Here is a 26912-nt window from a genome sequence, read left to right on the forward strand (position 1 = left end):
AAAATGCCCATTTTTGATAGGTTATCTCCAATGGGCATACTATAAACCAATTTGGTTTATTTATTTTTTCTGATTATTGTTTTAATATCCAGGCAAACATTAATGGTGCAACAATTGTCGCATCACTTTCTACGATAAATTTTGGCGTGTGGATATCCAGTTTACCCCAGGTAATCTTTTCGTTCGGTACGGCACCAGAATAAGAGCCATAAGAAGTGGTCGAATCCGAGATCTGGCAGAAATAACTCCAGAAGGGAATATTTTCCATTTCCATATCCTGATAAAGCATTGGTACCACACAGATCGGGAAATCGCCGGCAATACCACCACCAATCTGGAAGAAGCCGATTCCTTTACCACCACTGTTTGCAATATACCAATCGGCCAACCAGCCCATATATTCAATACCACCTTTTACTGTGGTTGCAGTAAGTTCCTTTTTCATTACATAAGAGGCGAAGATGTTACCCATAGTAGAATCTTCCCATCCTGGGACCACAATTGGCAAATTCTTTTCTGCCGCAGCTAACATCCATGAGTTTTTAGGATCAATTTCATAGTATTGCTCCAAATCGCCGCTTAAAAGCATTTTATACATAAACTCATGTGGAAAATAACGCTCACCTGCAGCTTCAGCATCCATCCAGATTTTATGGATATGCTTTTGCAAACGGCGGAAAGCTTCTTCTTCAGGGATACAGGTATCGGTAACGCGGTTATAATGGTTTTCTAAAAGATCCCATTCATCCTGCGGACTTAAATCGCGATAGTTTGGTACACGTTTATAATGGGAATGCGCTACCAGGTTCATAATATCTTCTTCAAGATTTGCTCCTGTACAAGAAATAATAGCTACTTTATCCTGACGGATCATCTCTGCAAGTGAAATTCCCAATTCTGCAGTACTCATTGCACCAGCAAGTGTGATCATCATTTTACCACCTTCATCTAAATGCGTTTCGTATCCTTTAGCCGCATCCATCATTGCCGCAGCATTAAAATGGAGGTAATTACGCTCCATAAACTGAGATATTGGTCCTCTTGTATTGCTCATTTCGTTTTGTATTGTTTGCCGCAAAAATAGGTATTTAGGCCGAAAGGTGAAAACGTAAAAGCGTTTAGCGTTTGGGGCATGGCGTTTGGCGCATAGCGTTGGTTAGTCCAGAGTCCTCAGTCTGTAGTCTAGAGTCGATTAAATCATAAAAGTGAGCTTTACCAGCGATCGTCATCCTGAGCGAAGTCGAAGGATCTTTTTTGGAAAGCAATAGCTGTGGCCATTATTAAAGTTAGTCCGGCTTTCCGGTACAAGTCCTCGGTTCGTACCTCACCTGTGGGCTTTCCCCTACAATCCGGTTTAGGTGGCGGCAGGCATTGCATCAAATCCCAGCGATCGTCCTCCTGAACTTGTTTCAGGATCTGTGAAAAGGAATTTAATAATAGGGATAATTTAATTTCAAGTTTAAACCGATTAACCAACTTCTTACTAAATTTCCTTTTCTTTGCGGTAATGAAACCATCATGAGCAAACCACTCACAATACGAGGATATGCTCATGATAGCTTCATCGCCTATAAAATCAAAAAAACCTTGATGAAAAAATATTATCTGATTATTTTACTTGCGCTCATTTCAGAAAGTTCATTCGCACAGATGAAACTGATCAAAAAGATGCTCTCAAACGAAAAAGATACTACACGTAAAGCTAGCTTTTTACCTTTGCCAGCCTTTGGCTATAGTCAGGAAACAGGATTTGAGTTTGGCGTGGGTGCGATTTATTCTTTTTATATAGACCGTAAAGACACACTGAACCGCAGTTCCAATTTCGCATTGAACACCACTTACTCCACCAAAAAAACAGCAAACTTTATGCTTAAAGGCGATATGTGGACCAAAGGAAACAAATACCACTTTATTGGCGATATCCGTTTTAAAAACCAGCCATTTAATTTTTATGGTATTGGCAACAATGCAAAAAAGATAGATGAGGACAAATTAGACCAAAGGATTTTTAAAACACTTTTTGATGCCGAAATGAATACTTTACCCAAAGCTTATACAGGTGTTTCATTAGGTTTTGAGAATTATCATTTTATAGATAAGCAAGCCGGAGGCATTTATACCACTAACCCACAAATTTTAGATAAAGATGGTGGTTCGGTCGCATGGATCGGCGCATCGCAAAGTTATGATACCCGCAACAGCAACAACTACCCCACCAAAGGTTTTTTCGGGAGGGCAACCTATCAATATGCGCCTGATTTTTTTGGTGGAGAAAGTTTTAACGGCTCGCAGATCAAATTAGACCTCCGCGGTTTCTTTAGTTTGGCACCAAAAGTGGTTTTGGGCGTACAAGGCATTTATTATACTATCCAAAGTAAAAGCACGCCATTTTATCTGTTGCAGCAGTTAGGGAACGACCAAATGATGCGGGGCTATTACAGTGGCCGTTACCGCGATGAAAACCTGATGGCGGCACAGGCCGAAATACGCTACCGTTTTATGAACCGTTTTGGTATCTTGGCTTTCGCTGGTACAGGTAAAGTATTTGCTAACGGCCAATTTAATGGCAATGGATTAAAACCAAATTTTGGTGTTGGCGGCCGTTACTTTTTCGACCCGGCTAAAGGCTTGAGCGTTAGGTTAGATTATGGTGTAGGAGAAAAATTGCCAAATGAAAAACGCCAGGCAGGATTTTACATCAGTTTGGCTGAAGCGTTTTAGGAGCAGATAGGTGATTGAATATTCACCTAGACTTGTCATTCTGAACGCAGTGAAGAATCTCTCTTTTTTAACGCGTAAGATCATCGTATTTTACTAATCATCTATTTCAATGTATCATCTTAAGGGATAATTTATTTTATAAAAATCAATGCGAATCATAAACACATGATTATCAATCAAATAAATTACTTTTTTTTATTTAAAAACGAACGATCTGTGGTTCCTGGCTCTTGTAGCCCTGCCATTCGCTTTATCCCGATGAAACCTGTGAAACAAGCAAGCACACAATAAAAATAAAAGAATCGTGCTTAAATCGGGATGCTCGCTGCTGTCAGGTTTATGAATGAAAGGCTTGCCCCTGGTATGGAGCCAAAAGCATTTAACTGTTGTTTCTAAACCCGATCGAAGCGGGAGCGGGGCTGAAGCCTGCCAAAAGAACTGAACTGCTCATTTCCAAAAACTGCTATAATTGGTTGGAATAAATCTTTTCATGACACCTCCTCCTGTTAAAAATGGTGTATTTTAAAGATCCTTCACTGCGTTCAGGATGACAAAAAATCTAGGATGATAGATCTCTCCACTTCGCGATGCTTCGGTCGAGATGACGATTTGTTATTTGCTTAGCCCTGCTAATGCATTAATGGTTAATGCTACAATAACGGTATTGAAAATAAAGGCGATTAAACTGTGCAGAAGGGATAGTCGTCTGATCTCCCTATTCGAAATTTCGACATCAGAAACCTGAAAAGTCATGCCCAGAACAAAAGAAAAGTAAGCAAAGTCGATAAAATCAGGTTCATCGTTACCTGGAAACTCCAACCCCGAACCACCTTTTTCCGATTTTTCCTTCCGCTTGCCGCCATAATACAAATGGGCATAACGCATGGTAAAGGTGGTATGCACTAAAAACCAGGATAAAAACATGCCAAGTATGGCAATGATTAAATCAAGCGGTTCAATATCTTTGTTAATTAGCAACAGAATTACCGCCAGTAAACCGGCAAAGGTAGAAACCACTACAATGACAAAAATTTCTCCACGGGTTTCATCCTGCATTTTGGCTTTTAAATGAGTTTCGTCAGAAGAGGTATGAAAAAACATATACCAATGGAGGGTATTTAACACCACACAAAAAACATCCCACCCAAACATAATATGCGTAAGGGTATCCATTTTACAAAGAAATGAAAGCAGGTAAGATGCAATTCCTGAGAAAAGGCTAAGCAGCAAAACAAAAAGTGCTGATCGTTTTTGAATGCCTGCTAATTTCGGTTCCTGCATGGGTTTAAAACTTAAGTTTAAAATGTTCTTTAACCTGCCCCTTTTTAAAATAAACCAATCCAATCCAAAATAAATCGACGGTTACCGTAACATCAGGGTGATTTTTAATTTCAGTCCAGGCTTCTTTCATTCCCTCGCTCCAATAAATATCGTCAAAAATGAGTAACGAATTTTCGGTAACTTTTGGCAGGCACCATTTAAAATAATTCAAAGTAGCATCTTTCCGGTGGTTTCCGTCGATATATACAAAATCGAGGCTGGGCTGGCGGGCAATAATATCGGGTAAAATTAAATCAAAGTTGCCCACATGGAGTTCAATATTTTCTAAATCCAAATCCTGGAAATTTTTCCTGGCTACCTCTGCAGTCTGTGGACAACCTTCTATTGTGATGACTTCGGTATGTGGATCTGTTTTAGCAAGATAAGCAGTGGTAATGCCTAAACAGGTACCCAATTCAATTGCACTTTTTGCCTGGGTATTTTTAGCTAACCGATAAATAAGCTTGGCTAACTTTGGGCTTTTTAACGCATTCTGGGCAATCTGACTTACCTTCTTGGTACGGCTTTTATTAAGATGAGAACCCGCTCCAAGGTCTGTAACGGTGATTATTGAATCGTCATTAAAAAGTTTTTTTCGTTGTTCTTCTATATTTTTATATTCAGATTTGTCGTTAAAGTCGTAAATTACCTCATCAGCGAGCTTGTACACAAATGGCGAATGCGTTCCATGCCTGCTCTTAGCTGTTAAACGGTGTTTAAGGTAATCTTTAATAAATTGAAATAGCATAATATTGCAAAAGTAATTAAACGCCGCAAACGTATGTATGTTTTATGGAAAATATCGCAGAGATAAGTGCTTTAGTAAAACTGTTGGATGATCCGGACGAGGAAGTATTCCAGCATGTAGAAAAAAAACTGCTTGAATATGGCGGTGAAGTAATCCACTATTTAGAAAATGCCTGGGAACAATCTTTCGATGGCTTGATGCAGGAACGCATTGAAAATATTGTCCATCAAATCCAGTTCAAAACCGTTAAAGAAGACCTAAACCTTTGGTATTTAAGTGGTGCTTTTGATTTATTACAAGGCGCCCTGATTATAAACCGTTACCAATATCCTGATTTAGATGAGCAAAAAGTAATTAACCAAATTGAAGAGATAAAAAGGGATATCTGGTTGGGGCTGCAGTACGAAATGAGTTCGGTTGAGAAAGTAAAACTAATTAACCACGTGTTATACCAGCAATATGGCTTTGGCGGCAACACGAAAAACCACCACGATCCTCAAAATTCTTACTTAAATCAGGTTTTAGAAAGCAAAAAAGGCAACCAGATTTCGCTGGCAATTATTTACTCTACCCTGGCCCAAAAGTTAGATCTGCCCGTATATGGGATTAATTTGCCGCAGCATTTTATTTTAGGTTACATTGATGATAGTAAGCAAGAGGGCGCTGAGTATGGTGTGCTATTTTATATCAATGCTTTTAACCGTGGTAATATTTTTGGCAAACATGATGTGGATCAGTTTTTGCGTCAGCTTAACTTAGAAGCTTTACCCGAATATTATAAACCCTGCAGTAATACCGATATCATCCGCCGCGTAATCAGAAACCTGATTTCGGCTTATGAAAATGCCGGAGCAACCGAAAAAGTAGCTGAATTAAACGAACTCCAAAACATTTTAGCAGAGAACAGCATTTAAATTCCCCCACCCTGTGTACAAAAATATTTATAATTTACCTAGAATTTGCCTGATGGCTTTAATGCTTTTCGCTGGTAGCCTAAAAGCACAAACAGTAAAACCCAACGTAATTGCCTATTATAGCGGACAAAACACGGTAATAGATCGCTTCCCGATTGAAAAACTGAGCCACCTGATTTACAGCTTTGGACATTTAAAAGGTGATAGTTTAAACATCACATCTGCTGAAGATTCGGCTTTGATTTCGAAAATGGTTAAGCTCAAAAAACGTAACCCCAATTTAAAGGTTATGATTGCCATGGGGGGCTGGGGTGCCTGCGCTAATTGTTCAGAAGTATTTAGCAGAGCTGATGGGCGAAAAACATTTGCTGAAACAACTAAAGCACTTTTAGATTTTTTCAAGGCCGATGGTATAGATCTCGACTGGGAATACCCGGCTATTTCGGGTTATCCCGGGCACAGGTATACGCCTGATGATAAGCACAACTTTACTTTATTGATTAAAGAACTGAGAGACAAGCTCGGCAAAGAAGCAGAGATTAGTTTCGCAGCCGGAGGATCCCAAAACAGCATCGATTCTTGCTTTGAATGGGACAAGGTGATGCCACTGGTAAACCGGGTAAATGTAATGAGTTACGATCTGGTAGGTGGATATGCATCACAAAGTGGACATCATTCGCCTTTATATTCTACCCCACAACAAACTTTATCCGCCGATTATGCTGTAAAAGCTTTAATTGGTTTGGGTGTACCTGCGCAAAAAATTGCTTTAGGAGCAGCATTCTACGCCCGTATTTTTGAAAACACCACCAATGCGAACCAGGGATTATACCAGCCTACAAAATTTTTAAGCAGCCTTGCTTTTAAGGATTTCAACAAAAAGTTCTCAACGAAAAATGGCTATACCTATTATTGGGATGAGGTAGCGAAAGCTCCTTATTATTATAATCCGAAAACCCGGTATTTCGTCACTTTTGATGATCCAAAATCAATTTCATTAAAAACCAAATATGTAATTGACCAAAAATTAAATGGCATTATGTTTTGGGAATTAGCTAATGATTTGTATAGCAATGGCTTACTTAATGTAATTGATAAAACGATAAAAGATTATAAGGAACTGCCGAAGGTTACCACCCAATAATTTTGTGCCATACCTACACCAGCTTCACTACTTTTAGCATCCATCATGGCTTTACAATGGCTTACACTATTTTTCCACGCGGTAATGACCTGATCTACCTTAGAATATCCCTTGGCTAAATTTTCTGCCCTAAAATCACCTTTATAACCTGCGTTTAATGTACGTTCGGCGGGAGTACCGCCATCTGGAGATAAATGATCAAAATAGTTTTGTTCTGCCATGTCTTTTGCATGCATTATTGCCGCATTTTGCAACTGGTTATTTGAAGATAAGCTGGGTACCGGGGGCATATATTCAGCACCACAATTACATCCGCTCTGTCTTAGCAGATTAATCCTGTTAATCAATAAAGCAACATTGTTTTGTGGCGTTGTTATTTCATCCTTTTTGCACTGCGTTAGTAAAACACAGAGCAATATACCGCCAAGAAAGAATAAATATTTGTTCATATTTTATTTATGATACAAATGGAGGCAGCTGCAATGCTACCTCCAAATTAATTTTTATTTAAGCAATTAGAAAGCTCTTTCTCTACCCAGGTAAATATTTTTGCCAGTGTACAAAGTATTACCAGACGGACCAGGAGCGCCACTATCTCCTTCCATTTGCATGTTGATGATTAGCCACATGGGCTTATTTACCGAATTACTCATGGTATGCTTGGCCACCCAAACATTATCAATGTAATAATGGCAATCTACATCCGTTGCACTTACTTTATTGTACCAGCATTTATAATTGTGGTAAGAGCCTGCGTTAGAAACTGCAGTAAGTTTATTTTCCCAACCACCATCATAAGTGTTTTGCCAATTTGTATTATTGCCTTTAAATTCCATAATATCACTTTCTGGCGGCCACGAATTAACGCCCGTAATCCAGAATGCAGGCCAGGTACCTTTACTAGTTGGCACGGCAAAATCTCCTGAAATGGTATAACTGGGAAACTGATCGTTAATAAGCACCTGTTGCTTGGCATGGCATGCGCCAGAGTTATACCAAATGGCCACATTGGTAAAGCCATTAGCTGTACTATTTCCAGGAGATGTAGTTAAGCGGGTAGCTTTAATTGTTAATACGCTTCCGCTTAAAGAGATTTGATTGTGGTTAGAAGAACTGCCCACCATGCGTGCCGAACCATTATGATCAGTACCCCAGGGATAGTTGTAATTCCATTGTGCCTCAAAATTAGCGTAGCTGGCAAAAGAATTGCCATCAATTAATGTTTCCCAGGCTTTAACCTGGCCATTTTCAGATTTAACGTCAGCCTTATCTTTTTTGCAAGATAAAAGCCCGGTAAACAAGCATACCAATAGCAGGCACCATTTCATTGTTTCTTTTCTCATTTTTTTTGAATTAGGTAAATATTTGGTTAATTGTAAAAACATTACGTTCGACCTAACTTCATAAAACTGAATACAAGCATATTAAATTCAAAACTATAAATCTGCTTATATATTCCTACGTATGTGGTTAAATCATTTGTAGCATCCAAGTCAAAAGTGACATGAACGTAAGCAAATTTATACAAACCCTAACTAAAAAATAAGGGGTTAAATCGTAAAAATAGAGTGGTAAAATGGGACTTAGCTTATTTACTGAAGAATGTAAAAACCATATAAAAGCAAGAGCCTGACCACAAATCATGATCAGGCTTTATTTAAATGTTTAAATTTCTATTTGGCTTATCAAATAAGTTTAAAGTGGTTTACATTAAATCAGGTGAAGAGGTTAAAAATCATTGAGGATATCAAAATTTCTCTTTCTTCATCCAGGTAGCCAATAAGTTAAACCAGTCTACATCTGAAGTTTTATTAATCAGACCAAAGCCATGTCCACCTTTTTCATATAGATAAATATCAGTATCTACCTTATTCTGCTTTAGTGCCTCATTCATTAAAACACTATTTTCATAAGGAACGGTTTTATCATCTTTAGCATGTACAAAGAAAACAGGGGGTGTTTTTTTGTTCACATTTTTATTTGCCGAGAAATAATGTTTTAAACTGTCAGCAGGATTTGGCCCCAATAAATTCTTCATGGTACCAGTATGTACTGATTCTTCGAAACTAATTACAGGATAAATTAATGCAGCAAAATTTGGTCTCAGACTTACCTTTTCAGGATTAGAAATTTTAAGATCGTTATAATGAGCAACCAAAGTTGATGCAAAATGTCCACCTGCAGAAAAGCCCATAATTCCAATCTTACTGGTCTTAATCCTATATTTTTTCGCATTTTTTCTAACCAGGTAAATGGCTTGCTGTGCATCTTGCAACGGTCCATAGGTTTTATCAACCATAATTTCATCGCTCGGCAAACGGTATTTCAATACAAAGGCAGTTACTCCAATGGCATTAAAGCGTTTAGCTACATCAGTACCTTCATGACTAAAGGCCAAAGCACCATACCCCCCACCCGGGCAAATGATTACCGCTGTACCAGTGGCAATGTTTTTAGGTGCTTCGAAAACTGTTAATGTAGGTATTGATACTTTGGTAATACTTAAAGTGCCATTTGAGCGGACTTCGGTATTTTCTACATAGGTTGCTGGCGTAGGTTTTGCACCTGGAATTTCACCTGGATATAATGGCACAACTTCTTGCGCATTAGCATTGTACATTGCCATAAGCAATAAAATTATGATGATGGATGATTTTGACATTTTTTTACTTTAAAATTCCATTAAATAAGCCTTCAAAAAGTCGTTAATATCGCCATTTAAAACTGCATCAGGATTGGAGGTTTGGTAATTGGTACGGTGGTCTTTCACGCGTCTGTCGTCCAAAACATAACTTCTGATTTGCGAGCCCCATTCAATTTTCTTTTTCGATCCTTCTACTGCAGCAATTGCTTCATTACGTTTCCGTTCTTCGATCTCGTACAATTGAGATTTAAGCAACCGAATGGCATTCTCTTTATTCTGTAATTGCGATCGCGACTCCTGGTTTTTAATAATAATACCCGATGGTTTGTGATATAAACGCACAGCTGTCTCAACTTTGTTCACATTTTGTCCGCCGGCACCGCCCGCCCTGAAAGTTTCGAACTCGATATCAGCCGGGTTAATATCAATCTGTATGGTATCATCCACCAAGGGATAAACATATACCGAGGCAAAAGAAGTATGTCTACGGGCGTTCGAGTCGAAAGGCGATATCCGTACCAAACGATGCACTCCATTTTCGCCTTTCAAGTAACCGTAAGAGAAATCGCCATCGAATTGAAGCGTTACCGATTTTATCCCCGCAACCTCCCCTTCCTGGCTATCCTGTTCGGTAATTTTGTAACCGTTCTTTTCACCCCACATCATATACATCCGCATGAGCATGTAAGCCCAATCACAGCTTTCAGTTCCTCCTGCTCCGGCAGTAATTTGTAATACCGCAGAAAGCTGATCCTCTTTGCTACGCAGCATATTTTTGAGTTCGAGTTCTTCTACAGCAGTTTTGGCGATTTCGAACTGATCCTGAAGCTCAGCTTCTGAAGCATCTCCTGATTGAAAAAATTCAAACATCACCACTGCATCCTCAACCGCGTTGTTGGTTTGGTTAAAGCCATCTGTCCATTTTTTCTTTGAACTGATTTCGGCAAGAATTTTTTCTGCTTTTTTAGGGTCGTCCCAGAAATCGGGCGCCATTGTTAATTTTTCTTCTTCGCGGATGGCGTAAAGTAGCTCATCAACGTCAAAGATACCTCCTCAGCGACGTTACTCTGTCCCTTAAATCCTGAATATTTTCTTTGGTCATGGAACAAATATATAAAATCGCTTTGAGCATAGCGCATGGCGGAAAGCAATTTCAATTAAAACTGATCCTTTACTGTTTGTTAACCAATTTTATTTTCTTTATTCATGCACCATGACTAATTAACCAATGGTAAATGAACTCATGAACCACTCTTATTTTTTCATCGACATATAATCCAGCGTTAGATTGGAGAGTAACTTAACCCCTAAAACAAAACCGCTTTCATCAAGGTAAAAATCCGGGGTGTGGTGCGATGCTGCTTTCAAAGGATCTTTACCCTTTGGCATACCTCCTAAAAACACAAATAAGCCAGGAACTTTTTCCTGGAAAAAAGAGAAATCTTCTGCTCCGGTAACTGGTGGTTTTAATTTCACGTGATTTTTACCTGCTGTTAATTCCATGCTTGGCAACATCTTTTCGGTTAGTGCAATATTATTAAAGGTAACAGGATAGTGATTACTGTAAGGAATTTTCACTTCGGCTGTTGCCCCACCAGCCTCAGCTGTTTTGGTAGCGATGGTTTTAATCCTTTCGATAAACATAGCCTCATCTTCCTTACTAAAGTTGCGCACTGTACCTAACATTTCTACCTTTTCGGGAATAATGTTCGATCGCACGCCACCATTAATAGCTCCAATGGTAACCACTCCAGGATTTTCGGTCACATTTAAATTTCTACTTACGATGGTTTGCAGGCTATTGATAATCTGTGCAGAAATCACCACGGGATCTATACTACTCCATGGGTATGCCCCATGTGCCTGGCGGCCGGTAACCGTAATCTTCATATCGTTTACTGCAGCCATTGTTCCACCCGGGCGATAGGTTACATCACCAACTTCAGTTTGAGAATTGATGTGTAAACCGAAAATTACATCAACTTTAGGATTTTCTAGTACACCTTCCTTAATCATTAATGCTGCCCCACCTTCATCTCCCGCAGGTACGCCTTCTTCAGCAGGCTGAAATATAAATTTCACCGTCCCTTGAATATCTTTTTGCATAGATGCCAGCACTTCTGCTACTCCCATTAAAATAGCCACATGACTATCATGCCCACAGGCATGCATTACACCAACCTCTTGTCCGTTATACTGTGTTTTTACTTTCGAGGCAAATGGAACATCTACTCGCTCGGTAACCGGTAAGCCATCCATATCAGCACGTAAAGCCACTACAGGACCTGGCTTCCCTCCTTTTAACACACCAACTACTCCTGTTTTGGCAACGCCTGTTTTTACTTGTATACCTAAAGATTCTAAATGTTTTGCAATAATACCTGCTGTTCTTACTTCAGTGTTTCCCAATTCAGGATGTTCGTGAAAGTCACGTCGCCAGGCAATTACTTTTTGTTCAATGGCATCCGCTTTTTTTGAAACCAATGGCCTTAAATCTGATTTTTGTGCAAAAGAATTTAACGCCAGTAGCGAAAAACCGATCAGGGATATTTTCTTCATAAATGAATGGTTTAGTTTAGGTTGCCCTAAGATAATCAATTTTAGGAAGAGATGGAGTTGAATCAAACACAAAAGCCATTCCGGAGTCGGAATGACTTTTGTGTTTTTTATTAAAAATAATTAACCTTTTTTGAATACTATTATCCTTCTGCCATAAACATCACAGGCGATAACATCTCCATTGGGTGCAACTGTCACATCTACTAAATTCAAAAATGAGCCGGCTCCTATTTTTTCCTGGATATCTCCATTTTCATCAGTCTTAATAATAACACTTTCTCCCGAGTTGGCTATGTAAATGTTATCACCAAAAGCTCTTAACCCAAAAAGATATCCCTTTACAGCAAAAATCTTTAAGAATTTACCATTCTTGTCAAACACTTCAATACGATTATTCCTAGTATCTGAAACATATATCTTGTTTTTGAAATAGCATATACCAAATGGGGCATCAAAATCACCTTCTGCTTTTCCTTGTTTACCAAATTTTAGCAATAAATTTCCATTTTGATCATATTTTTTAATGCGGTGGTTTAGACCATCAACAATCCAAATGTTTTGTTCATCATCAATTGTTAAACATTCAATATTCCCAAAATCGCTATCTCCTGTTCCATAAGTACCCCACTCCTTAATCAGCTGTTTATTCGGATTAAATACTTGAACATAACTACTGCTTTGCGTACGGGTTGCAACATAATTTCCATTACTAAAAAACGCTAAAGCCCTAGCAGAAGACCCACTATAAAACTGTTCAATGAAACCTCCGGTAGCACTAAACTTGAGCACTCGGTTAAGATCATCATCACTTACATAAATATTCCCGGTTTTATCAACCTCAACATGCATATTAAATTTAAATTGTGAAGCCCCTGACCCCTCAGAGCCAAAAGTAAGTGATTTATAGTAGTTAGATGCAGAAGTATAACCGAAGTCTGCATCACTGAATCTACTGAAAGATTTTATACTGTTATAAGTTCTTACTTTATAAAAATTCTTGGTCAAAGATTTACTGATTGCTGAATCATCAAAGGTTGTATCTGCCAATTCTTTTAGTAAAACATATTTCTGACTGGCCACATCAAACTTGAATAATTGATACTTCTGGGCTAAGGGCATTGGTGCCCATGATACTGTAATACGAGAACCATAAATACCTTTTGTTGCTTTTAAATTTATTGGGCGATCGACATCAAGGGTGTCAATAATTCTTAAGGTATCTATTTTAGTTATCCCTTCTTTTTCGCATGAAGAAAAAAAGAAACAAGAAAAAAACAGGCAAAATGTTGCCAATAGGGAGAGCGCTCTAAACATATTTTATATTTTTTTACAAAGCTACTTAATTTTGAAGCACCTAGAAGTAGGTATCTGATATTTTTTATCCGAACAAACCTTCAACTTATCTATAATGGGCATTCGCCAGACTTATCCACCTTGTTGCAATTATCAGCTATTGAACATCACGATTATACCACCCACATCAAATTTGCCATCATGGCCATCCATATTGTAAGCGATAAACTAAAAGCATGCTAAATTTAAGTTATATGTTTAATCAACATTAAAAATTCTTATTGATTTAGAACAATAAAAAGACAATTTTAAATTTTTGCTTTATTACTTTTACAAAAAACAAAGATTATGTTACCTAAAATAAATTTCACAGAAACTAAGGCCTATAAGTATTTAGCCGATCATTTTATAGATATTAATCAAAAAAGCATTAAAGATCTTTTTACTGAGGATGAAAATCGTTTCAATAAATTTTCTGTTTTTTTTGAGGATATCTTACTGGATTACAGCAAAAACCGCATCAGCGATGAAACATTAGCACTCTTAATTCAATTGGCACGCGAGTGTAAATTGGATGAGGCCATAAAATCGATGTATAACGGTGATAAGATTAATGAAACCGAAGACCGTTCGGTACTTCATATTGCCTTACGTAATTTAAGCAATACGCCAATTTTAGTTGATGGCAAAGATGTAATGCCCGAAGTAAATGCAGTATTGGCTAAAATGGAGAAATTTAGTAACAGCATCATCAGCGGTGAATGGAAAGGTTATACTGGCAAAGCCATTACTGATGTGGTAAATATTGGTATCGGTGGATCAGACCTTGGACCTGTAATGGTTACTGAAGCTTTAAAACACTATAAAAACCATTTAAATATTCACTTTGTTTCGAACATTGATGGCACACACATCGCCGAAACTTTATCGGGATTAAATGCTGAAACGACTTTATTCTTAGTTGCATCAAAAACTTTTACTACGCAAGAAACCATGACGAATGCACACTCTGCCCGTACCTGGTTTTTAGATAAAGGCGGCAAAGAAAGTGATATTGCTAAACACTTTGCAGCATTATCTACCAATTCCAAAGATGTTTCTGCTTTTGGCATCGATACCGAAAACATGTTTGAGTTTTGGGATTGGGTTGGCGGTCGTTACTCTTTATGGAGTGCTATCGGCTTATCAATCTCATTAAGTATAGGCTTCGATAATTTTAAAGAATTATTGGCTGGTGCCCATGCAACTGATAACCACTTTAAAACTGCCGAATTTGAAAGTAACCTACCGGTAATATTAGGTTTGCTAGGCGTTTGGTATATCAATTTCTACAATGCAGAAACGCAGGTTATTTTACCTTACGACCAATATATGCATCGTTTTGCTGCTTATTTCCAACAGGGAGATATGGAGAGTAATGGCAAACATGTTGATAGAAACGGTAATGAAGTTGACTATGAAACCGGACCGATTATCTGGGGCGAACCAGGCACAAATGGTCAGCATGCCTTTTATCAGTTAATTCATCAGGGTACGCGGATTATCCCTGCCGACTTTATTGCTCCGGCGCAGAGCTTAAACCCATTGGGCGATCATCATCCTATCTTATTATCGAATTTTTTTGCACAAACAGAAGCGTTAATGAACGGTAAAACCGAAGAAGAAGTAACTGCCGAATTAAAGAAGGAAGGTAAATCTGATTCAGAAATTGAAAAAATTGCTCCATTTAAAGTATTCGAAGGCAATCGTCCAACAAACTCAATATTGTTGAAAAAAGTAACTCCATATACTTTAGGTAGCTTAGTAGCCATTTACGAACATAAAATATTTGTTCAGGGAATTATCTGGAACATCTTTAGTTTCGATCAGTGGGGAGTAGAACTTGGCAAACAATTGGCCAAAAAGATTCTTCCCGAGTTAGCGGACAACGAAAAAGTTTCGAGCCACGATAGTTCTACCAACGGCTTAATTAATCAATACAAAGCCTGGAGATAAAATAAATATAAAAGCGAGTGTAAATGCTCGCTTTTTTTGTTTAAATCCATAATTTAGGCCCGTTCTTATAATTGTTTCACGCTAGTGAAAAATCCAAATTAACTTATTAATAAAATAATTGCTCGCTTTCGCTTTTGATTATTTTTAATCATTTAAAAAAACTACTAATGAAAAAAAGAATTCTCTTTGCTTTGGCCATTTCCGGTCTGTGCTTAAGTGCTTCTGCCCAAAAAGTACAGTTTACGGAATTCGACCTGGACAATGGTCTCCATGTCATCCTACACCAGGATAAAACCGCTCCCGTTGTTGCCGTTTCGGTAATGTATCATGTTGGTTCTAAAGATGAAGAAACCCAACGTACAGGCTTTGCCCATTTTTTTGAACATTTATTATTTGAAGGCTCCGATAACATTAAACGCGGTGAGTTTATGAAACTGGTAAGCAGTAATGGCGGACAGAACAATGCCAATACTTCTCAAGACCGTACTTTTTATTATGAACTTTTTCCATCAAACCAATTAGAACTCGGTTTATGGCTAGAAAGCGAAAGAATGTTGCACCCCGTAATTAACGAAGGTGGTGTAAAAACACAAAACGAGGTAGTAAAAGAAGAAAAACGTTTACGCATAGACAATGCGCCTTATGGAAAATTTACAGAGAAAATTTTCAGCCATTTGTTTGATGGTCATCCCTACCGTTGGCAACCGATTGGTTCAATGGAGCACTTAGACGCGGCAAAACTGAGCGAGTTTATTGCTTTTTTTAAGAAATACTACGTGCCTAACAATGCCGTTTTAACCATTGCCGGCGATTTAGATGTAGAGAAGACCAAAGCTTTGGTAAAAGCTTACTTTGCTGAAGTATCTAAAGGTGCGACGATTGTTCGTCAAGAATATAAATTACCGGAAATTACCAAAGAAATTATCGATACCGCTTACGATGCCAATATCCAGATCCCAGCCATCTTTGCCGCGTACCGCGTACCGGGTATGAAGAGTAGAGAGAGCAAGGTGTTGGGCATGATCAGCTCTATTTTATCAGAAGGTGGAAGCTCAAGATTAAGCACTAAAATGGTTGATCAAAAGAAAACAGCTTTACAGGTTGCTGCTTTTAACTATTCGCTTGAAGATTATGGTGCTTATATCACCCTGGCATTACCCAATAGTAATACACCACTTAATGATTTATTAAAAGACATTGATGAAGAAGTTTTACGCCTTCAAACCGATTTAATTAGCGAAAGCGACTATAAAAAACTGCAGAATAAATTCGAAAACAACTATGTAAGTGCAAACAGTAAAATGTTGGGTGTTGCCGAAAATTTGGCCAATGGCTATACTTTCCATGATAAGGATACAAATGATATCAATAAGGAATTAGAGGTAATCAGGTCCATCACTCGTGAGGAAATCAGAGATGTTGCTAAAAAGTACCTGAGCAAAAACCAAAGAGTTGTATTGTATTACTTACCTAAGAAATAAGCTGACCGCTTTTCATTTTAATTATTAAAAACATGAAAAAATTATTCATTATAGCTGCAGTTTCCTTATTGGCTCAAGGCATTTCAGCACAAACTATAGATCGGAGCCATAAACCAAAAGCAGGTCCGGCACCCGTTATTACTGTTGGCGATCCTGTTATTTATAAATTAGCAAACGGCATCACCATCCTGGTAGTAGAAAACCATAAGCTACCTAAAGTATCAGCAAGTTACAGTATAGATGCAGGCCCCATTACCGAAGGTGCAAAAGCGGGCGTAGTGAGCTTAATGGGTAGTATGCTAAACGAGGGAACCACAACTAAAACAAAGGCACAATTTGACGAAGCGGTAGATCAGCTGGGTGCTGATGTAAGCGCAGGTGCAAGTGGTGGTTCGGTATCGGCCCTAACCCGTTACTTCCCTCAGGCATTTGCCCTAATGACCGAAAGCATCCGTAAACCTGCTTTTCCAGCAGAATCTTTTGAAAAATTAAAGTCTCAGGCCATTACTGGATTAAAATCCAACGAGAAAAGTGCAAAAGCCATTTCGGCACGTGTGGTAAATGCTTTAGCTTATGGCAAAAACCACCCTTATGGCGAATTCGAAACCGAAGCTTCTCTAAATGGAATTACTTTAGATGATGTTAAAACAGCTTATAAAAAATACATTACCCCATCAAGAGGTTACTTAACCTTTGTTGGCGATATTAAGCCGGAAGCAGCAAAAGCATTGGCAGAGAAAGCTTTTGGCGATTGGAAAGGAACAGCTTTAAGCTTACCGGCATTGACCAAAGTTGCTAATCCTGCCAAAACAGAAGTGGATATCATCAATGTGGGCAACGCTGTTCAATCAGAAATTACAGTGGTAAACCTAATCGACTTGCCAATGAGCAGTCCTGATTATTTCCCGGTTTTATTGGCAAACCAGATTTTAGGTGGCGGCTCTGAATCGAGATTATTTGGCAACCTTCGTGAGAAACATGGTTTTACTTATGGTGCATATTCAAGCACTGGCTCAGGTCGTTTCCAATCTAAATTTTCAGCCAATGCAGCTGTCAGAAACGAAAAAGTGGATAGTGCGGTAGTAGAATTTTTAAGAGAAATTAACACCATCCGTACCACAAAGGTTACTCCTGATGAATTACAGAATGCAAAAAATCTTTTCAATGGATCATTTGCACTAGGCTTAGAAAATCCAGCGCGTACAGCAGGCTTCGCGAGCAATATCTTAATTAATAACTTACCTAAAGATTTTTACCGCACTTATCTACAAAAGATTAATGCGGTAACTACAGATGATATTTTAAGGGTAGCTAAAAAATATTACTATCACGACAATACACGTATTGTTATTGTGGGCAAAACCGATGCATTTGCAACAGGCTTAACTAAAGCAGGCTTTGAAACACAGATTTACGATAACTATGCAAATCCGGTGAAAGCAACCGAAACTGCTACCGCACCAACAGCTGCACCTGCAGAAATTATCAGAAACTACATTAAAGCCATTGGTGGTGAAGAAGCTATTAAAAAAATCACTTCATTACAGCAAAATGGTGAAATGGAAATGCAAGGTCAAAAGCTTGCCGTTACCATTAAAAATATGGCACCAAACTTAAGCAGCATGGAAATTTCTATGGGTGGCCAAACTGCGATGAAACAGGTTTACAATGGTAAAACAGGATATGCAATGCAAATGGGCCAAAAAGCTGAATTAACTGGTGATGATCTGGCTGAAAGGAAAGATGATAAAGGTTATGGTACTCAACTGTACTATGCAACTGACGGAACGAAAATTGAAACAGCCGGGACAGCGAGAGTAGGTACAGCCGATGCTTTTAAATTAAATATCACTACTCCATCGGGCAAAAAGAAAACTGAATACTACGACACCAAATCGGGTTTGCTTTTAAAAGATGAAAGTACCACGACCAAAGGTGGGGCTGAAATTAGTCAGTCTACTGAATATTCAAACTACAAAAAAGTAGGTGATGTATTATTTCCATTTACCTTAACTCAATCGGTGGCAAGCCCCCAAGGTTCTCAGGAGTTTTCGGTTGTAATCAAAGACATTAAAATCAATCCACCTTTAAAGGCCGAAGATTTTAACTAGGTTTTAGACAAAATTTATCTTGAAAGCCGTCCTGATGTAAAATCGGGACGGCTTTTTTTTGTGTTTTTTTTATCCCGCAGGCAACCAATCTTTAGAAAGCTACGTAACGATTAAGATTTCAGCAAAAATTACATGAAAAACTATGCTTATTTCAAAAACAGTTATGCTTTTCAAACAAACAGAACATAAATTTTTAAAACCGGCCATCGCCATAAAAATTTCAGTTGCACCGCAATCGAGCATGAGGACATAGAAATGAATCTACCACCAATTTTAACCTTAATTTAAATATCTATGAAAAAACAAAATTCAATCTTTCTATTAGCTGCAATTACTGCCTTACTTTTTGCCTGTTCTAAAAGACAGGCTGAGGAATTAAAACCAGCAGCCCCTACGGGCCCAACAGCTGTTACCACTGCCAATGTAACCTATACCAATTTTGCAGGTGCGCTTTTCCAAACCAAATGCAATAGCTGCCATGGTCCAAACGGCGCGCTTAAATCCGTATGGTTATTTAATGGCCTTGCCTCTATAAAAAATGATACACGCGTAGCGAATGCTGTTCTGGTTACCAAAACAATGCCTAAAGGTGGTTCTTTGACCGCGAACGAAAGAGAATTATTACAAGCCTGGGTTGATAAAGGCATGCCAGAATAACAAATAAGGATTAACGCTAATCAGATGGTTCTATTAAAAATTTAAATAAATACACCAATGCAAAAACTATTTTTCACCTTAATAGCCTTGTTATTGTGCACAGGTATAAAAGCGCAAATATGGGTTAGTAAAAGCGTAACTTCTTCATTTTTCTCTTCCACACCTGTAGAAGATATCGATGCACAGAGTAAAACAGGTGCTTCAGCGCTTAATATCAAAACCAACGATATCATTTTCAAAATCAACAATACTTCTTTTCAGTTTAAGAAAAAACTGATGCAGGAGCATTTTAACGAAAATTATATGGAGAGCGATAAGTTCCCAACTTCTGATTTTAAAGGAAAAATTGTAGAACAGATCGATTTTTCAAAACCTGGTACTTATCCCGTTACGGTTAAGGGTAACCTGCAGATCCATGGCGTAACCAAAGAATATACAACAAAAGGATCGTTAGTAATTACCGGCGATGAGATAAAAGCTACTTCTACATTTAATGTAAAACTGGCCGATCATGGTATCAAAATCCCAACGATCGTTTTTAAACAGATTGCAGAAACCATACAGGTAAAAATGACTGCTATTTATCAACCCAAAAAATAAAATTTATGAAATTTCGTCTAAAATCTCTTTTATACCTATCTATTACCCTCTTGCCTACTTTAGCTTTTGCACAAGATTCGCTCGAAAAAGCATTGCAAATGCCTGCTGAAAAAAAGAATGTACAGGCTACTTTTAAGGCAACCAAACTGATCAACATCCAAACCAATGAAACCATTTATAAAAATGAACTGGATTTTAGGGTAGATCACCGTTTTGGTGATATTGCGGGTAGTGCAGGTGGTACCAAAAACTTTTTTGGGCTGGATCAATCAACAGATATCCGAATTGGCTTTGAATACGGAATCAGTGATAGGTTTTCCGTTGGTTTATCAAGGGCAAAAGGAGCCGGTGTGGTAACACAGCTTTACGAAGGGAATTTAAAATACCGTTTACTGGAGCAAACCGCTGATGATAAAGTGCCTGTTGCAGTAACCTTATTCGGCAGTACTACCCTTTCGGCAGCGAAAGCTTCAACCGACCCCACCGCTGCAAATGCATTTAGCGAATTCCAGGATCGCTTAACTTATGTGGTTCAAGCCGTAATTGCCCGTAAGTTTAATTCAAACTTTTCAATGCTGGTAATGCCATCGTATGTACACCGCAATTTTACTGTTTTTGGTGATCAAAACGATATGCTTGCCTTGTCGGTTGGTGGTCGTATCAAAATTACCAAACGCATGGCTTTTGTAGCCGATTATACCATTCCATTCAGGGATAAAAATAAAGAAGCTTATCTCGAAAGCACATTGGGAACGAAATATTACAAAACGCTTGGTGCCGGACTTGAGTTTGAAACCGGAGGGCATATTTTTCACCTCAATTTCACCAATGCCACAGCAATACAGGAATCGCAGTTTATTACCGATACGAATACTTCGTGGCTTAAAGGGCAATACCGCTGGGGCTTTAGTATAGCACGTAGGTTTTCTTTTGATAAGAAAAAAGCAAAATAGATCAGATTCAACCAAAGTTTATCCGCTTACTGTTTCAGGAAACACATTTACCGCAACAGCTTAAGCTTTTGTTTTTAAGAAAAAAGCAGTGCCAATTGGTACTGCTTTTTTTATGATTATGATTATGATTAAACGGTTACGTTCTGGCCTTTTACATCAAAAGCATCGCGTAAACCTATGGCAAGTACATTAAAGGCATATACCGTAAACATAATGGCTAAACCGGGCAAAACGGCGAGATAAGCTGCATCCATAATAATATAACCATAATGTTCTTTAATCATGCTTCCCCAGCTTGGCATGGGTGGTTGTGCACCAAAGCCTAAAAAGCTCAAGCCGGTTTCTAACAATATAGCAGAAGCAAAATTGGACGAGGCCACAACTAAAATCGGACCAGCGATATTTGGCAATATGTGTTTGATAATGGTTCGGCTGGTGCTAAAACCTAAGGCCCTGGCAGCTTCAACAAACTCTACTTCTTTTAAAGCCATCACCTGCCCACGCACCAATCGGGCTACATCTACCCAGGTTGATAAACCAACTGCAATAAAGATCTGCCAAAAGCCTTTCCCCAAAGCGAAAGATATCGCAATAACGAGCAGCAATGACGGTAGCGACCAAACGACATTCATAAACCAACTGATGGCTGCATCTACGCGGCCACCAAAATAACCCGCAATGGCTCCTAAACTCACGCCAATAAAAAGAGAGATGAGAACCGCCATTAAACCCACCGATAATGAAACGCGAATGCCTAAAATCAACCGGCTTAATAAATCCCGGCCATAAATATCAGTTCCTAAAATATAGGTGTGTGTATAGATGTTATTTTCTTCGAAGAGCGCTTGTGGTGTTCCTATTTTTGAAGGTAAAACACAACTTGGACATAAATCTTTCAGTTCATACCTGGTTTCCTTGGCTTTTTCATCCTCGCCAATATATTCCTGCACAAAAACATCTTTATCTTTTATCTGGTAAGAAGTTATCGGGATGCTTTTAAAACTTGGTGTCTGCCCATTCAACATCCGCTCAAAAAAGTTAAGCTTTTCTATTTTAGGTTTCCGGCTGATAATTAAAAATGTAAATGTACTACCCGGTTTCTTTTTATTTAATTGAAGAATCTGAACATTTGCATTTGGAGAATCGTCTGGCATAATTAAATAGCCCAAAACACCCATCAGCATTAATAGCAAGATAAAGATCAGCCCGCTGAAGGCCAGCTTATTCCGCTTAAACTTTAACCATACTTTCTTTGACGGGCTATTATCCATTACCTAACCATTCTGCCTTTCCAATTGTATTTGCCACTGTTGCCGGCAATGCCGATGTACACCATGTAAATTACATGCAGTACATTTAAAACAGGTATTAAAATAAGTAAACTGCGCCTTTTGGCAAAGCCGGTTACATCCCATAAAAATAATGTTTCTAAAACCATTTTAACCAATAATTGATAAAATGTAATGGTTAAAAACCCTGGAATAAAAAATCCGGTGATAAAATTTGTAAGAATAGAAAGGTTAAAGATCCAAATCAACACCCCCAAAACAATAATTGCCTTGTTTTTATAACGGGTACTCTTTGAAGCCCAACGTTTGCGTTGCTGTATAAACGAGCCTAAGGTTTCTTTTGCATGAGTGTACACAATGGCTTCTCTATTTTTAAGGAAACCAATCTGATCTGGATATCTGGCGGCAATTTTATGCAACAGCAGCTCATCATCGCCTGATGCCAGATCATCTATTCCCTGAAAGCCACCAACTTCATAAAAAGTTGTTTTTTCGTAGGCCAAATTTGCACCATTACAAGTAGATGGCTGTTTGTTTCCTATAGTAGATGCCCCTAAGCCAATAAGATAAAGAAATTCCAAGGACTGTAATCGCTCAAAGAAACTTTTCTCCTGAAAATAAGCTACGGGTGAAGAAATCATTTTATAGTTTTTCTGCTCGTATAGGTTTACAATGGTAACCAGCCAATTCTGCCCCATCCTGCAATCCGCATCAGTGGTAATGATCAGATCGCCGGAGCAGGTGCCAATAGCTGTTTGTATTGCTTTCTTCTTATACGAGTTTAATGCCCTATTCTCGTTTAACTTAATTAGTTTCACATTACTGTCGGCATAGCTTAACACAATTTCTGCCGTTCTATCAGTAGAATGGTCATCAATAATAATAATTTCTGTTAAAGCTTTAGGATATTGTTGAGCAATCAGGTCATTAATTGTTTTATCGATATTCTCTTCCTCATCCCTTGCAGCAACGATAATAGAAACTTTGGTTCGGGGATCAGATTTTTGTGGCATAAAATAGACCAAGTTATGCCATCCTCTGATAAAATTAAGCACTAAAAAACCATAAATTAAGGTTAAAGCAGCAGATATAAGACTAATTAGATTTAAGATTTCCAAAAAAATTGAGTTTAAAAACGAAATAAGTGCCTAAGATAGCAGGAATTATAATATTTATGAGCCAGATACTTGCGGTACATGCAATAACAGCCAGATGCTGATCGGTTACATGTTTAAATAGCTCAACTGCAGTGACACTTCTAATACCCACATCGAAAAGATCTAGTGAAGGCAGTGCCGATTGTACCAAAAATAGCAAACAGGTCATCATCACAATATCTGCATAGTGCAATCCAGGCACCAGCCAGATAAAAAGGATGAAATATTGCGAACTGAATATCAGGTAACGGGCAAAACAATAAGTAATAATTTTGAATAGTTCCCGTTTTTTATACCTGGCTAAAATGCTATAAAATTTCTTATATTTCCTGGTGAATTTGAAGGATAATAAAATCCCATTTAACCAACGGATGTTAAAGTAAAAAACCAGAAAAAACAGGCAAAAAATTACCGCAAAAAAAACCAAGGCAATAAATAGTACCTTATCGATCGGGATAAAGCGGTACACGAAAAAGCAGGTTGCAATGGCTCCGAAGACATTAGTCAGCACCAATTGACCGATGCTACCCACACTCATGGCCACTATCCCAACAATTCTTCTTCGGGGGGAAAGGAAAAATACACGGCCTCCATATTCTCCTAGTCTGTTGGGCGTAAAAATAGCAAGCGTTAAACCACAGAAAACAGATTCGATGGCCCTGTAAAAACTGATGGGTTCGATATGGCTCATTAAGTATTTCCATTTACCGGCCTCTAAAAACCAGTTTACAAACATCAGAAATACCACTATCCCAATTACGGTGATTATTTCTGTTTGAGGGATATCTTTTAATAATGTACTGAAATCGTGAAGATTTTTATTCGCAACGAGCTTATGGTAAATAAACCAAAAGGCAAACATCACAATTGCAACTTTGATAAAAAGCGATAATATTTTTTTGTTCTTGCCTGTCAAGATTATCTTTTTAGTTTGCAAATATGCTTAATATTGCTGTAATGTTGAACGAAAAAAAGGAACGGGTGATTATGGGCATTGATCCGGGAACGGCGGTGATGGGTTATGGCGTAATTTTAGAAAAGGGAAATAAAACGGAATTGATCAGTTTGGGAGTGGTTAAAATGACCCACTTAGACGATCCATTCCTCAAACTTCAAAGGATATTCGAAAAAACAGTGGTTTTAATCGATCAATATAAACCTGATGTTCTGGCTATCGAGGCACCATTTTATGGTAAAAATATTCAGGTTTTATTAAAACTCGGCCGTGCGCAGGGCATTGCTATTGCAGCCGCGTTGTCCAGAAATATTTCAGTTACCGAATATTCTCCACGTAAGATCAAACAATCCATTACCGGTAGTGGTAATGCCACAAAAGAACAGGTAGCAGCCATGTTGCAGCGCTTACTCAATTTTAAAGAAACACCCGAATTCTTGGATGCAACCGATGGTTTGGCTGTTGCCGTTTGCCATTCTTTTCAGAAAATTACAACAGGTGGTAAATCTAAAACCTATTCGGGCTGGGAATCTTTTGTAAGCGATAATAAAACTAAGGTTAAAGGTATAGTGGTTAAGGCAAAGAAATAATCTTAAAGAATTTGTGGTTCGTGAGTCTCCGATCATAAGAGTGAAGCAATCTTTCTTGGTAGAGAATAAAATGGTTCGTGCGAACACGAACCATGGCGCGGTAATGAAATAAGCTATTTATTGTTGGCAGCCTGATCAATCCTATTTTTAGTCGCTTCTTCGATTTTTAATTTATTCCTGCGAATAAAATATTTTATAGTGAAGAAGATTGCAAAACCAACCAATATTAACATCCATAAATTGGAAATTGCGATGATGATTTCTTTAAAAATCGTCCATCCGTTTACAATACCCAACCAAAGTCTGTTTACAAATGCCGGGCGGTAGTCGTACAGATTGTCATTGGCCACAATCATGGTTTTTACTGTATTGTCCTGATAAAAATTAAGGGTAATGGTACTGAATTTCACACGGCTATCAATCTGCATGTTCTCAATTTTCTTATCTACATAATCATCTTTGATATAAAGAGAAGATTCGACGTTGGCACTTTTTTTCGAGGCTACTTTATTAATTTTTTCAATCGCATCTACTCTGTTCTGCGCCTTTAGTTTATTGGCTAAATAAGCAATACTTTGATCGTCCATCTTCATTGATTGGTGATCGACAAAAACAGCCATTCTTGCAATAGTATTGGTAAATTCATCCAGCTTCTCTGACGGAACTTTTGCCACCAGATAACCCTGAGTGCGATAGGAAGTAATTTCTTTTAGTGAATCGGTAGATTGTTTAACCTTATCGGTTTCCTGGATGGTACTTTCGATCGAGAACTCTGCAACAGTTCCCCCTTCCGCTTTAATGGTTTTGCTAAGCTGTTCTTTCGTGTTTTGAACCTCTTTCACCCTAAACCGCATATCAGCAGTTTTGATGATTTTCTCAGCGGCAGTACTATCTGCAGATTCTTTGCTCAACGGCTCCAGCACTGCGGTATCAGCACTTGCATACTTTTCATTCGATTTCTGGCAGCCAAAAATTGTTAAAACTATGGCTATAGCAATAATATTCCTTTTCATGATTGTGTGGTTCAAAATAAATAATCATTTTAAATATTTGCTTCAAATGGCCATAAGAAGTGTAGCGTACTTGGTTAGTTTTAACGCTGTATTTACCCTTAATACGAAAATTATATTTAGGTAACCCAATGTTGGGTTTAGTGACGTGAGAAGGGTGTTTTAGCGGTTTCAGCTAGTATTAAACCTCGCAGGTTTAAATGAAGTTTTTATGGCGTTTTTTTTTTAAAGCAGGTTACTGTGTTTGTCGGTTTCGAAAGCCCTGCCATCCGCTTTACCTCACTACGTTCGGTGTCCGCTCCTGTCAGGTTTAGATTACATAGGCAGACCTTTCTATCATAAACCTGACAGGAGCGGCAGCCTCCGATTTTTCTATCGGAGCTACAGCGGATGGCGGGACTACCTTAACCTAATACCTACTGAATTTGCTTTTCAGAAAAGAAGTGTATATAAACAAAAAGCCGGTCATGAATAAACATTGACCGGCTTTATATTTTGATAGTAGAACGCTTATGCGTCTAATATTTTGAATACACCTTTAATCGCAATAATTGCACCAATGAACAAAACAATCCAGGATGCTAATGACACTTGCCACGAATCGTAAGCGAAACGTGCGTAAGTACCCACCATGCAAACCAGTACACCAAAAATCATTAATTTATAAATTCCTGGCTGGTTAGCCGTTTTCATACTTTCCGTATTGTGCTTTAATTCGTTGTTCTCCATAATGTTTATTTTTATGATGCTGCAAAAGTAATACTTATTGCT

24 protein-coding genes are annotated in these 26912 nt (G+C 38.2%); 10 read left to right on the top strand and 14 right to left on the bottom strand.

Annotated elements, in window-relative coordinates; translation table 11 throughout:
* Positions 1 to 73: 73 nt before the first annotated feature.
* Positions 74 to 1054, bottom strand: a complete 981-nt coding sequence (locus tag BCL90_RS10925) for a deoxyhypusine synthase family protein (RefSeq protein ID WP_121284005.1) — start codon at positions 1052 to 1054, stop codon at positions 74 to 76.
* 536 nt (positions 1055 to 1590) lie between these two features.
* On the opposite strand from BCL90_RS10925, the gene BCL90_RS10935 reads away from it, so the two are divergent.
* On the top strand, positions 1591 to 2721 hold the full coding sequence (locus tag BCL90_RS10935; protein ID WP_121284007.1) for a BamA/TamA family outer membrane protein: 1131 nt from the start codon (positions 1591 to 1593) through the stop codon (positions 2719 to 2721).
* A 612-nt stretch (positions 2722 to 3333) separates the two neighbouring features.
* Here BCL90_RS10935 and BCL90_RS10940 read toward each other — a convergent pair.
* Together BCL90_RS10940 and BCL90_RS10945 are read right to left on the bottom strand one after the other, a co-directional pair.
* Positions 3334 to 4002, bottom strand: coding sequence for a DUF1345 domain-containing protein (locus BCL90_RS10940; RefSeq protein ID WP_134380426.1), 669 nt, complete (start codon positions 4000 to 4002; stop codon positions 3334 to 3336).
* A 4-nt stretch (positions 4003 to 4006) separates the two neighbouring features.
* On the bottom strand, positions 4007 to 4789 hold the full coding sequence (locus BCL90_RS10945) for an O-methyltransferase (RefSeq protein ID WP_121284009.1): 783 nt from the start codon (positions 4787 to 4789) through the stop codon (positions 4007 to 4009).
* A gap of 44 nt (positions 4790 to 4833) precedes the next feature.
* Here BCL90_RS10945 and BCL90_RS10950 point away from each other — a divergent pair, with 44 nt between their 5' ends.
* The gene (locus tag BCL90_RS10950) at positions 4834 to 5703 is read left to right on the top strand and encodes a transglutaminase-like domain-containing protein (RefSeq protein WP_121284010.1); all 870 of its coding nucleotides are present in this window, start codon (positions 4834 to 4836) and stop codon (positions 5701 to 5703) included.
* 52 nt (positions 5704 to 5755) lie between these two features.
* Complete coding sequence (locus BCL90_RS10955; protein ID WP_121284011.1) at positions 5756 to 6847, top strand: glycoside hydrolase family 18 protein; 1092 nt, start codon at positions 5756 to 5758, stop codon at positions 6845 to 6847.
* On the opposite strand, the gene BCL90_RS10960 is transcribed toward BCL90_RS10955, so the two are convergent.
* The 6 genes from BCL90_RS10960 to BCL90_RS10985 form a co-directional block, all read right to left on the bottom strand.
* Positions 6814 to 7296 (bottom strand): CAP domain-containing protein, encoded by a 483-nt coding sequence (locus BCL90_RS10960; protein WP_121284012.1) that lies wholly within the window; start codon positions 7294 to 7296, stop codon positions 6814 to 6816. The two genes, BCL90_RS10955 and BCL90_RS10960, sit on opposite strands and share 34 nt — an antisense overlap.
* A 66-nt stretch (positions 7297 to 7362) precedes the next feature.
* Positions 7363 to 8190 carry a glycoside hydrolase family 16 protein gene (locus tag BCL90_RS10965; RefSeq protein ID WP_121284603.1) on the bottom strand — a complete coding sequence of 276 codons (828 nt, stop codon included), beginning with the start codon at positions 8188 to 8190 and terminating at the stop codon, positions 7363 to 7365.
* Positions 8191 to 8594: 404 nt separating this feature from the next.
* Positions 8595 to 9509: an alpha/beta hydrolase gene (locus tag BCL90_RS10970; RefSeq protein ID WP_121284013.1), complete on the bottom strand. Its 915-nt coding sequence runs from the start codon at positions 9507 to 9509 to the stop codon at positions 8595 to 8597.
* Between the two features lie 9 nt (positions 9510 to 9518).
* Positions 9519 to 10593 (bottom strand): peptide chain release factor 2 gene (gene prfB, locus BCL90_RS10975; protein WP_121284014.1). Its coding sequence is split into 2 segments (ribosomal slippage): positions 9519 to 10532 and positions 10534 to 10593, totalling 1074 coding nucleotides; the frame shifts between segments, so codons are not numbered across the junction.
* A gap of 152 nt (positions 10594 to 10745) precedes the next feature.
* The gene (locus BCL90_RS10980; RefSeq protein WP_121284015.1) at positions 10746 to 12050 is read right to left on the bottom strand and encodes an amidohydrolase; all 1305 of its coding nucleotides are present in this window, start codon (positions 12048 to 12050) and stop codon (positions 10746 to 10748) included.
* A 120-nt stretch (positions 12051 to 12170) separates the two neighbouring features.
* Positions 12171 to 13364, bottom strand: coding sequence for an NHL repeat-containing protein (locus BCL90_RS10985; RefSeq protein WP_121284016.1), 1194 nt, complete (start codon positions 13362 to 13364; stop codon positions 12171 to 12173).
* Between the two features lie 327 nt (positions 13365 to 13691).
* Between BCL90_RS10985 and pgi the strand changes: the two genes are divergently transcribed.
* From pgi to BCL90_RS11015, 6 genes are all read left to right on the top strand, one after another.
* Entirely contained in the window at positions 13692 to 15338 is a 1647-nt protein-coding gene (gene pgi, locus BCL90_RS10990; RefSeq protein WP_121284017.1) for a glucose-6-phosphate isomerase, read from the top strand.
* Positions 15339 to 15505: 167 nt separating this feature from the next.
* A complete protein-coding gene (locus BCL90_RS10995; RefSeq protein WP_121284018.1) occupies positions 15506 to 16819 on the top strand; it encodes a M16 family metallopeptidase in 1314 nt (437 codons plus the stop codon).
* 32 nt (positions 16820 to 16851) lie between these two features.
* The gene (locus tag BCL90_RS11000; RefSeq protein WP_121284019.1) at positions 16852 to 18930 is read left to right on the top strand and encodes a M16 family metallopeptidase; all 2079 of its coding nucleotides are present in this window, start codon (positions 16852 to 16854) and stop codon (positions 18928 to 18930) included.
* A 294-nt stretch (positions 18931 to 19224) separates the two neighbouring features.
* Entirely contained in the window at positions 19225 to 19587 is a 363-nt protein-coding gene (locus tag BCL90_RS11005; RefSeq protein ID WP_121284020.1) for a cytochrome c, read from the top strand.
* 57 nt (positions 19588 to 19644) lie between these two features.
* On the top strand, positions 19645 to 20187 hold the full coding sequence (locus BCL90_RS11010; RefSeq protein WP_121284021.1) for a YceI family protein: 543 nt from the start codon (positions 19645 to 19647) through the stop codon (positions 20185 to 20187).
* Positions 20188 to 20192: 5 nt separating this feature from the next.
* The gene (locus BCL90_RS11015; RefSeq protein ID WP_121284022.1) at positions 20193 to 21140 is read left to right on the top strand and encodes a DUF5777 family beta-barrel protein; all 948 of its coding nucleotides are present in this window, start codon (positions 20193 to 20195) and stop codon (positions 21138 to 21140) included.
* A 128-nt stretch (positions 21141 to 21268) separates the two neighbouring features.
* Here BCL90_RS11015 and BCL90_RS11020 read toward each other — a convergent pair whose 3' ends face one another.
* From BCL90_RS11020 to BCL90_RS11030, 3 genes are all read right to left on the bottom strand, one after another.
* A complete protein-coding gene (locus BCL90_RS11020; RefSeq protein WP_121284023.1) occupies positions 21269 to 22411 on the bottom strand; it encodes an ABC transporter permease in 1143 nt (380 codons plus the stop codon).
* Positions 22411 to 23442 (bottom strand): glycosyltransferase family 2 protein, encoded by a 1032-nt coding sequence (locus tag BCL90_RS11025; protein WP_244094993.1) that lies wholly within the window; start codon positions 23440 to 23442, stop codon positions 22411 to 22413. The genes BCL90_RS11020 and BCL90_RS11025 overlap by 1 nt, the downstream gene beginning before the upstream one ends.
* Before the next feature lie 82 nt (positions 23443 to 23524).
* Positions 23525 to 24502 (bottom strand): lysylphosphatidylglycerol synthase domain-containing protein, encoded by a 978-nt coding sequence (locus tag BCL90_RS11030; RefSeq protein WP_121284025.1) that lies wholly within the window; start codon positions 24500 to 24502, stop codon positions 23525 to 23527.
* Between the two features lie 41 nt (positions 24503 to 24543).
* On the opposite strand from BCL90_RS11030, the gene ruvC reads away from it, so the two are divergent.
* Complete coding sequence (ruvC, locus tag BCL90_RS11035; protein WP_121284604.1) at positions 24544 to 25131, top strand: crossover junction endodeoxyribonuclease RuvC; 588 nt, start codon at positions 24544 to 24546, stop codon at positions 25129 to 25131.
* Between the two features lie 113 nt (positions 25132 to 25244).
* On the opposite strand, the gene BCL90_RS11040 is transcribed toward ruvC, so the two are convergent.
* Complete coding sequence (locus BCL90_RS11040; RefSeq protein ID WP_121284026.1) at positions 25245 to 26144, bottom strand: DUF4349 domain-containing protein; 900 nt, start codon at positions 26142 to 26144, stop codon at positions 25245 to 25247.
* 507 nt (positions 26145 to 26651) lie between these two features.
* Positions 26652 to 26870, bottom strand: a complete 219-nt coding sequence (locus BCL90_RS11045) for a hypothetical protein (RefSeq protein WP_029278686.1) — start codon at positions 26868 to 26870, stop codon at positions 26652 to 26654.
* Positions 26871 to 26912 lie beyond the last annotated feature (42 nt).

The sequence above is a fragment of the Pedobacter alluvionis genome (genome assembly GCF_003664035.1).
In the GTDB taxonomy this organism is placed as follows: Bacteria; Bacteroidota; Bacteroidia; order Sphingobacteriales; family Sphingobacteriaceae; genus Pedobacter; species Pedobacter alluvionis.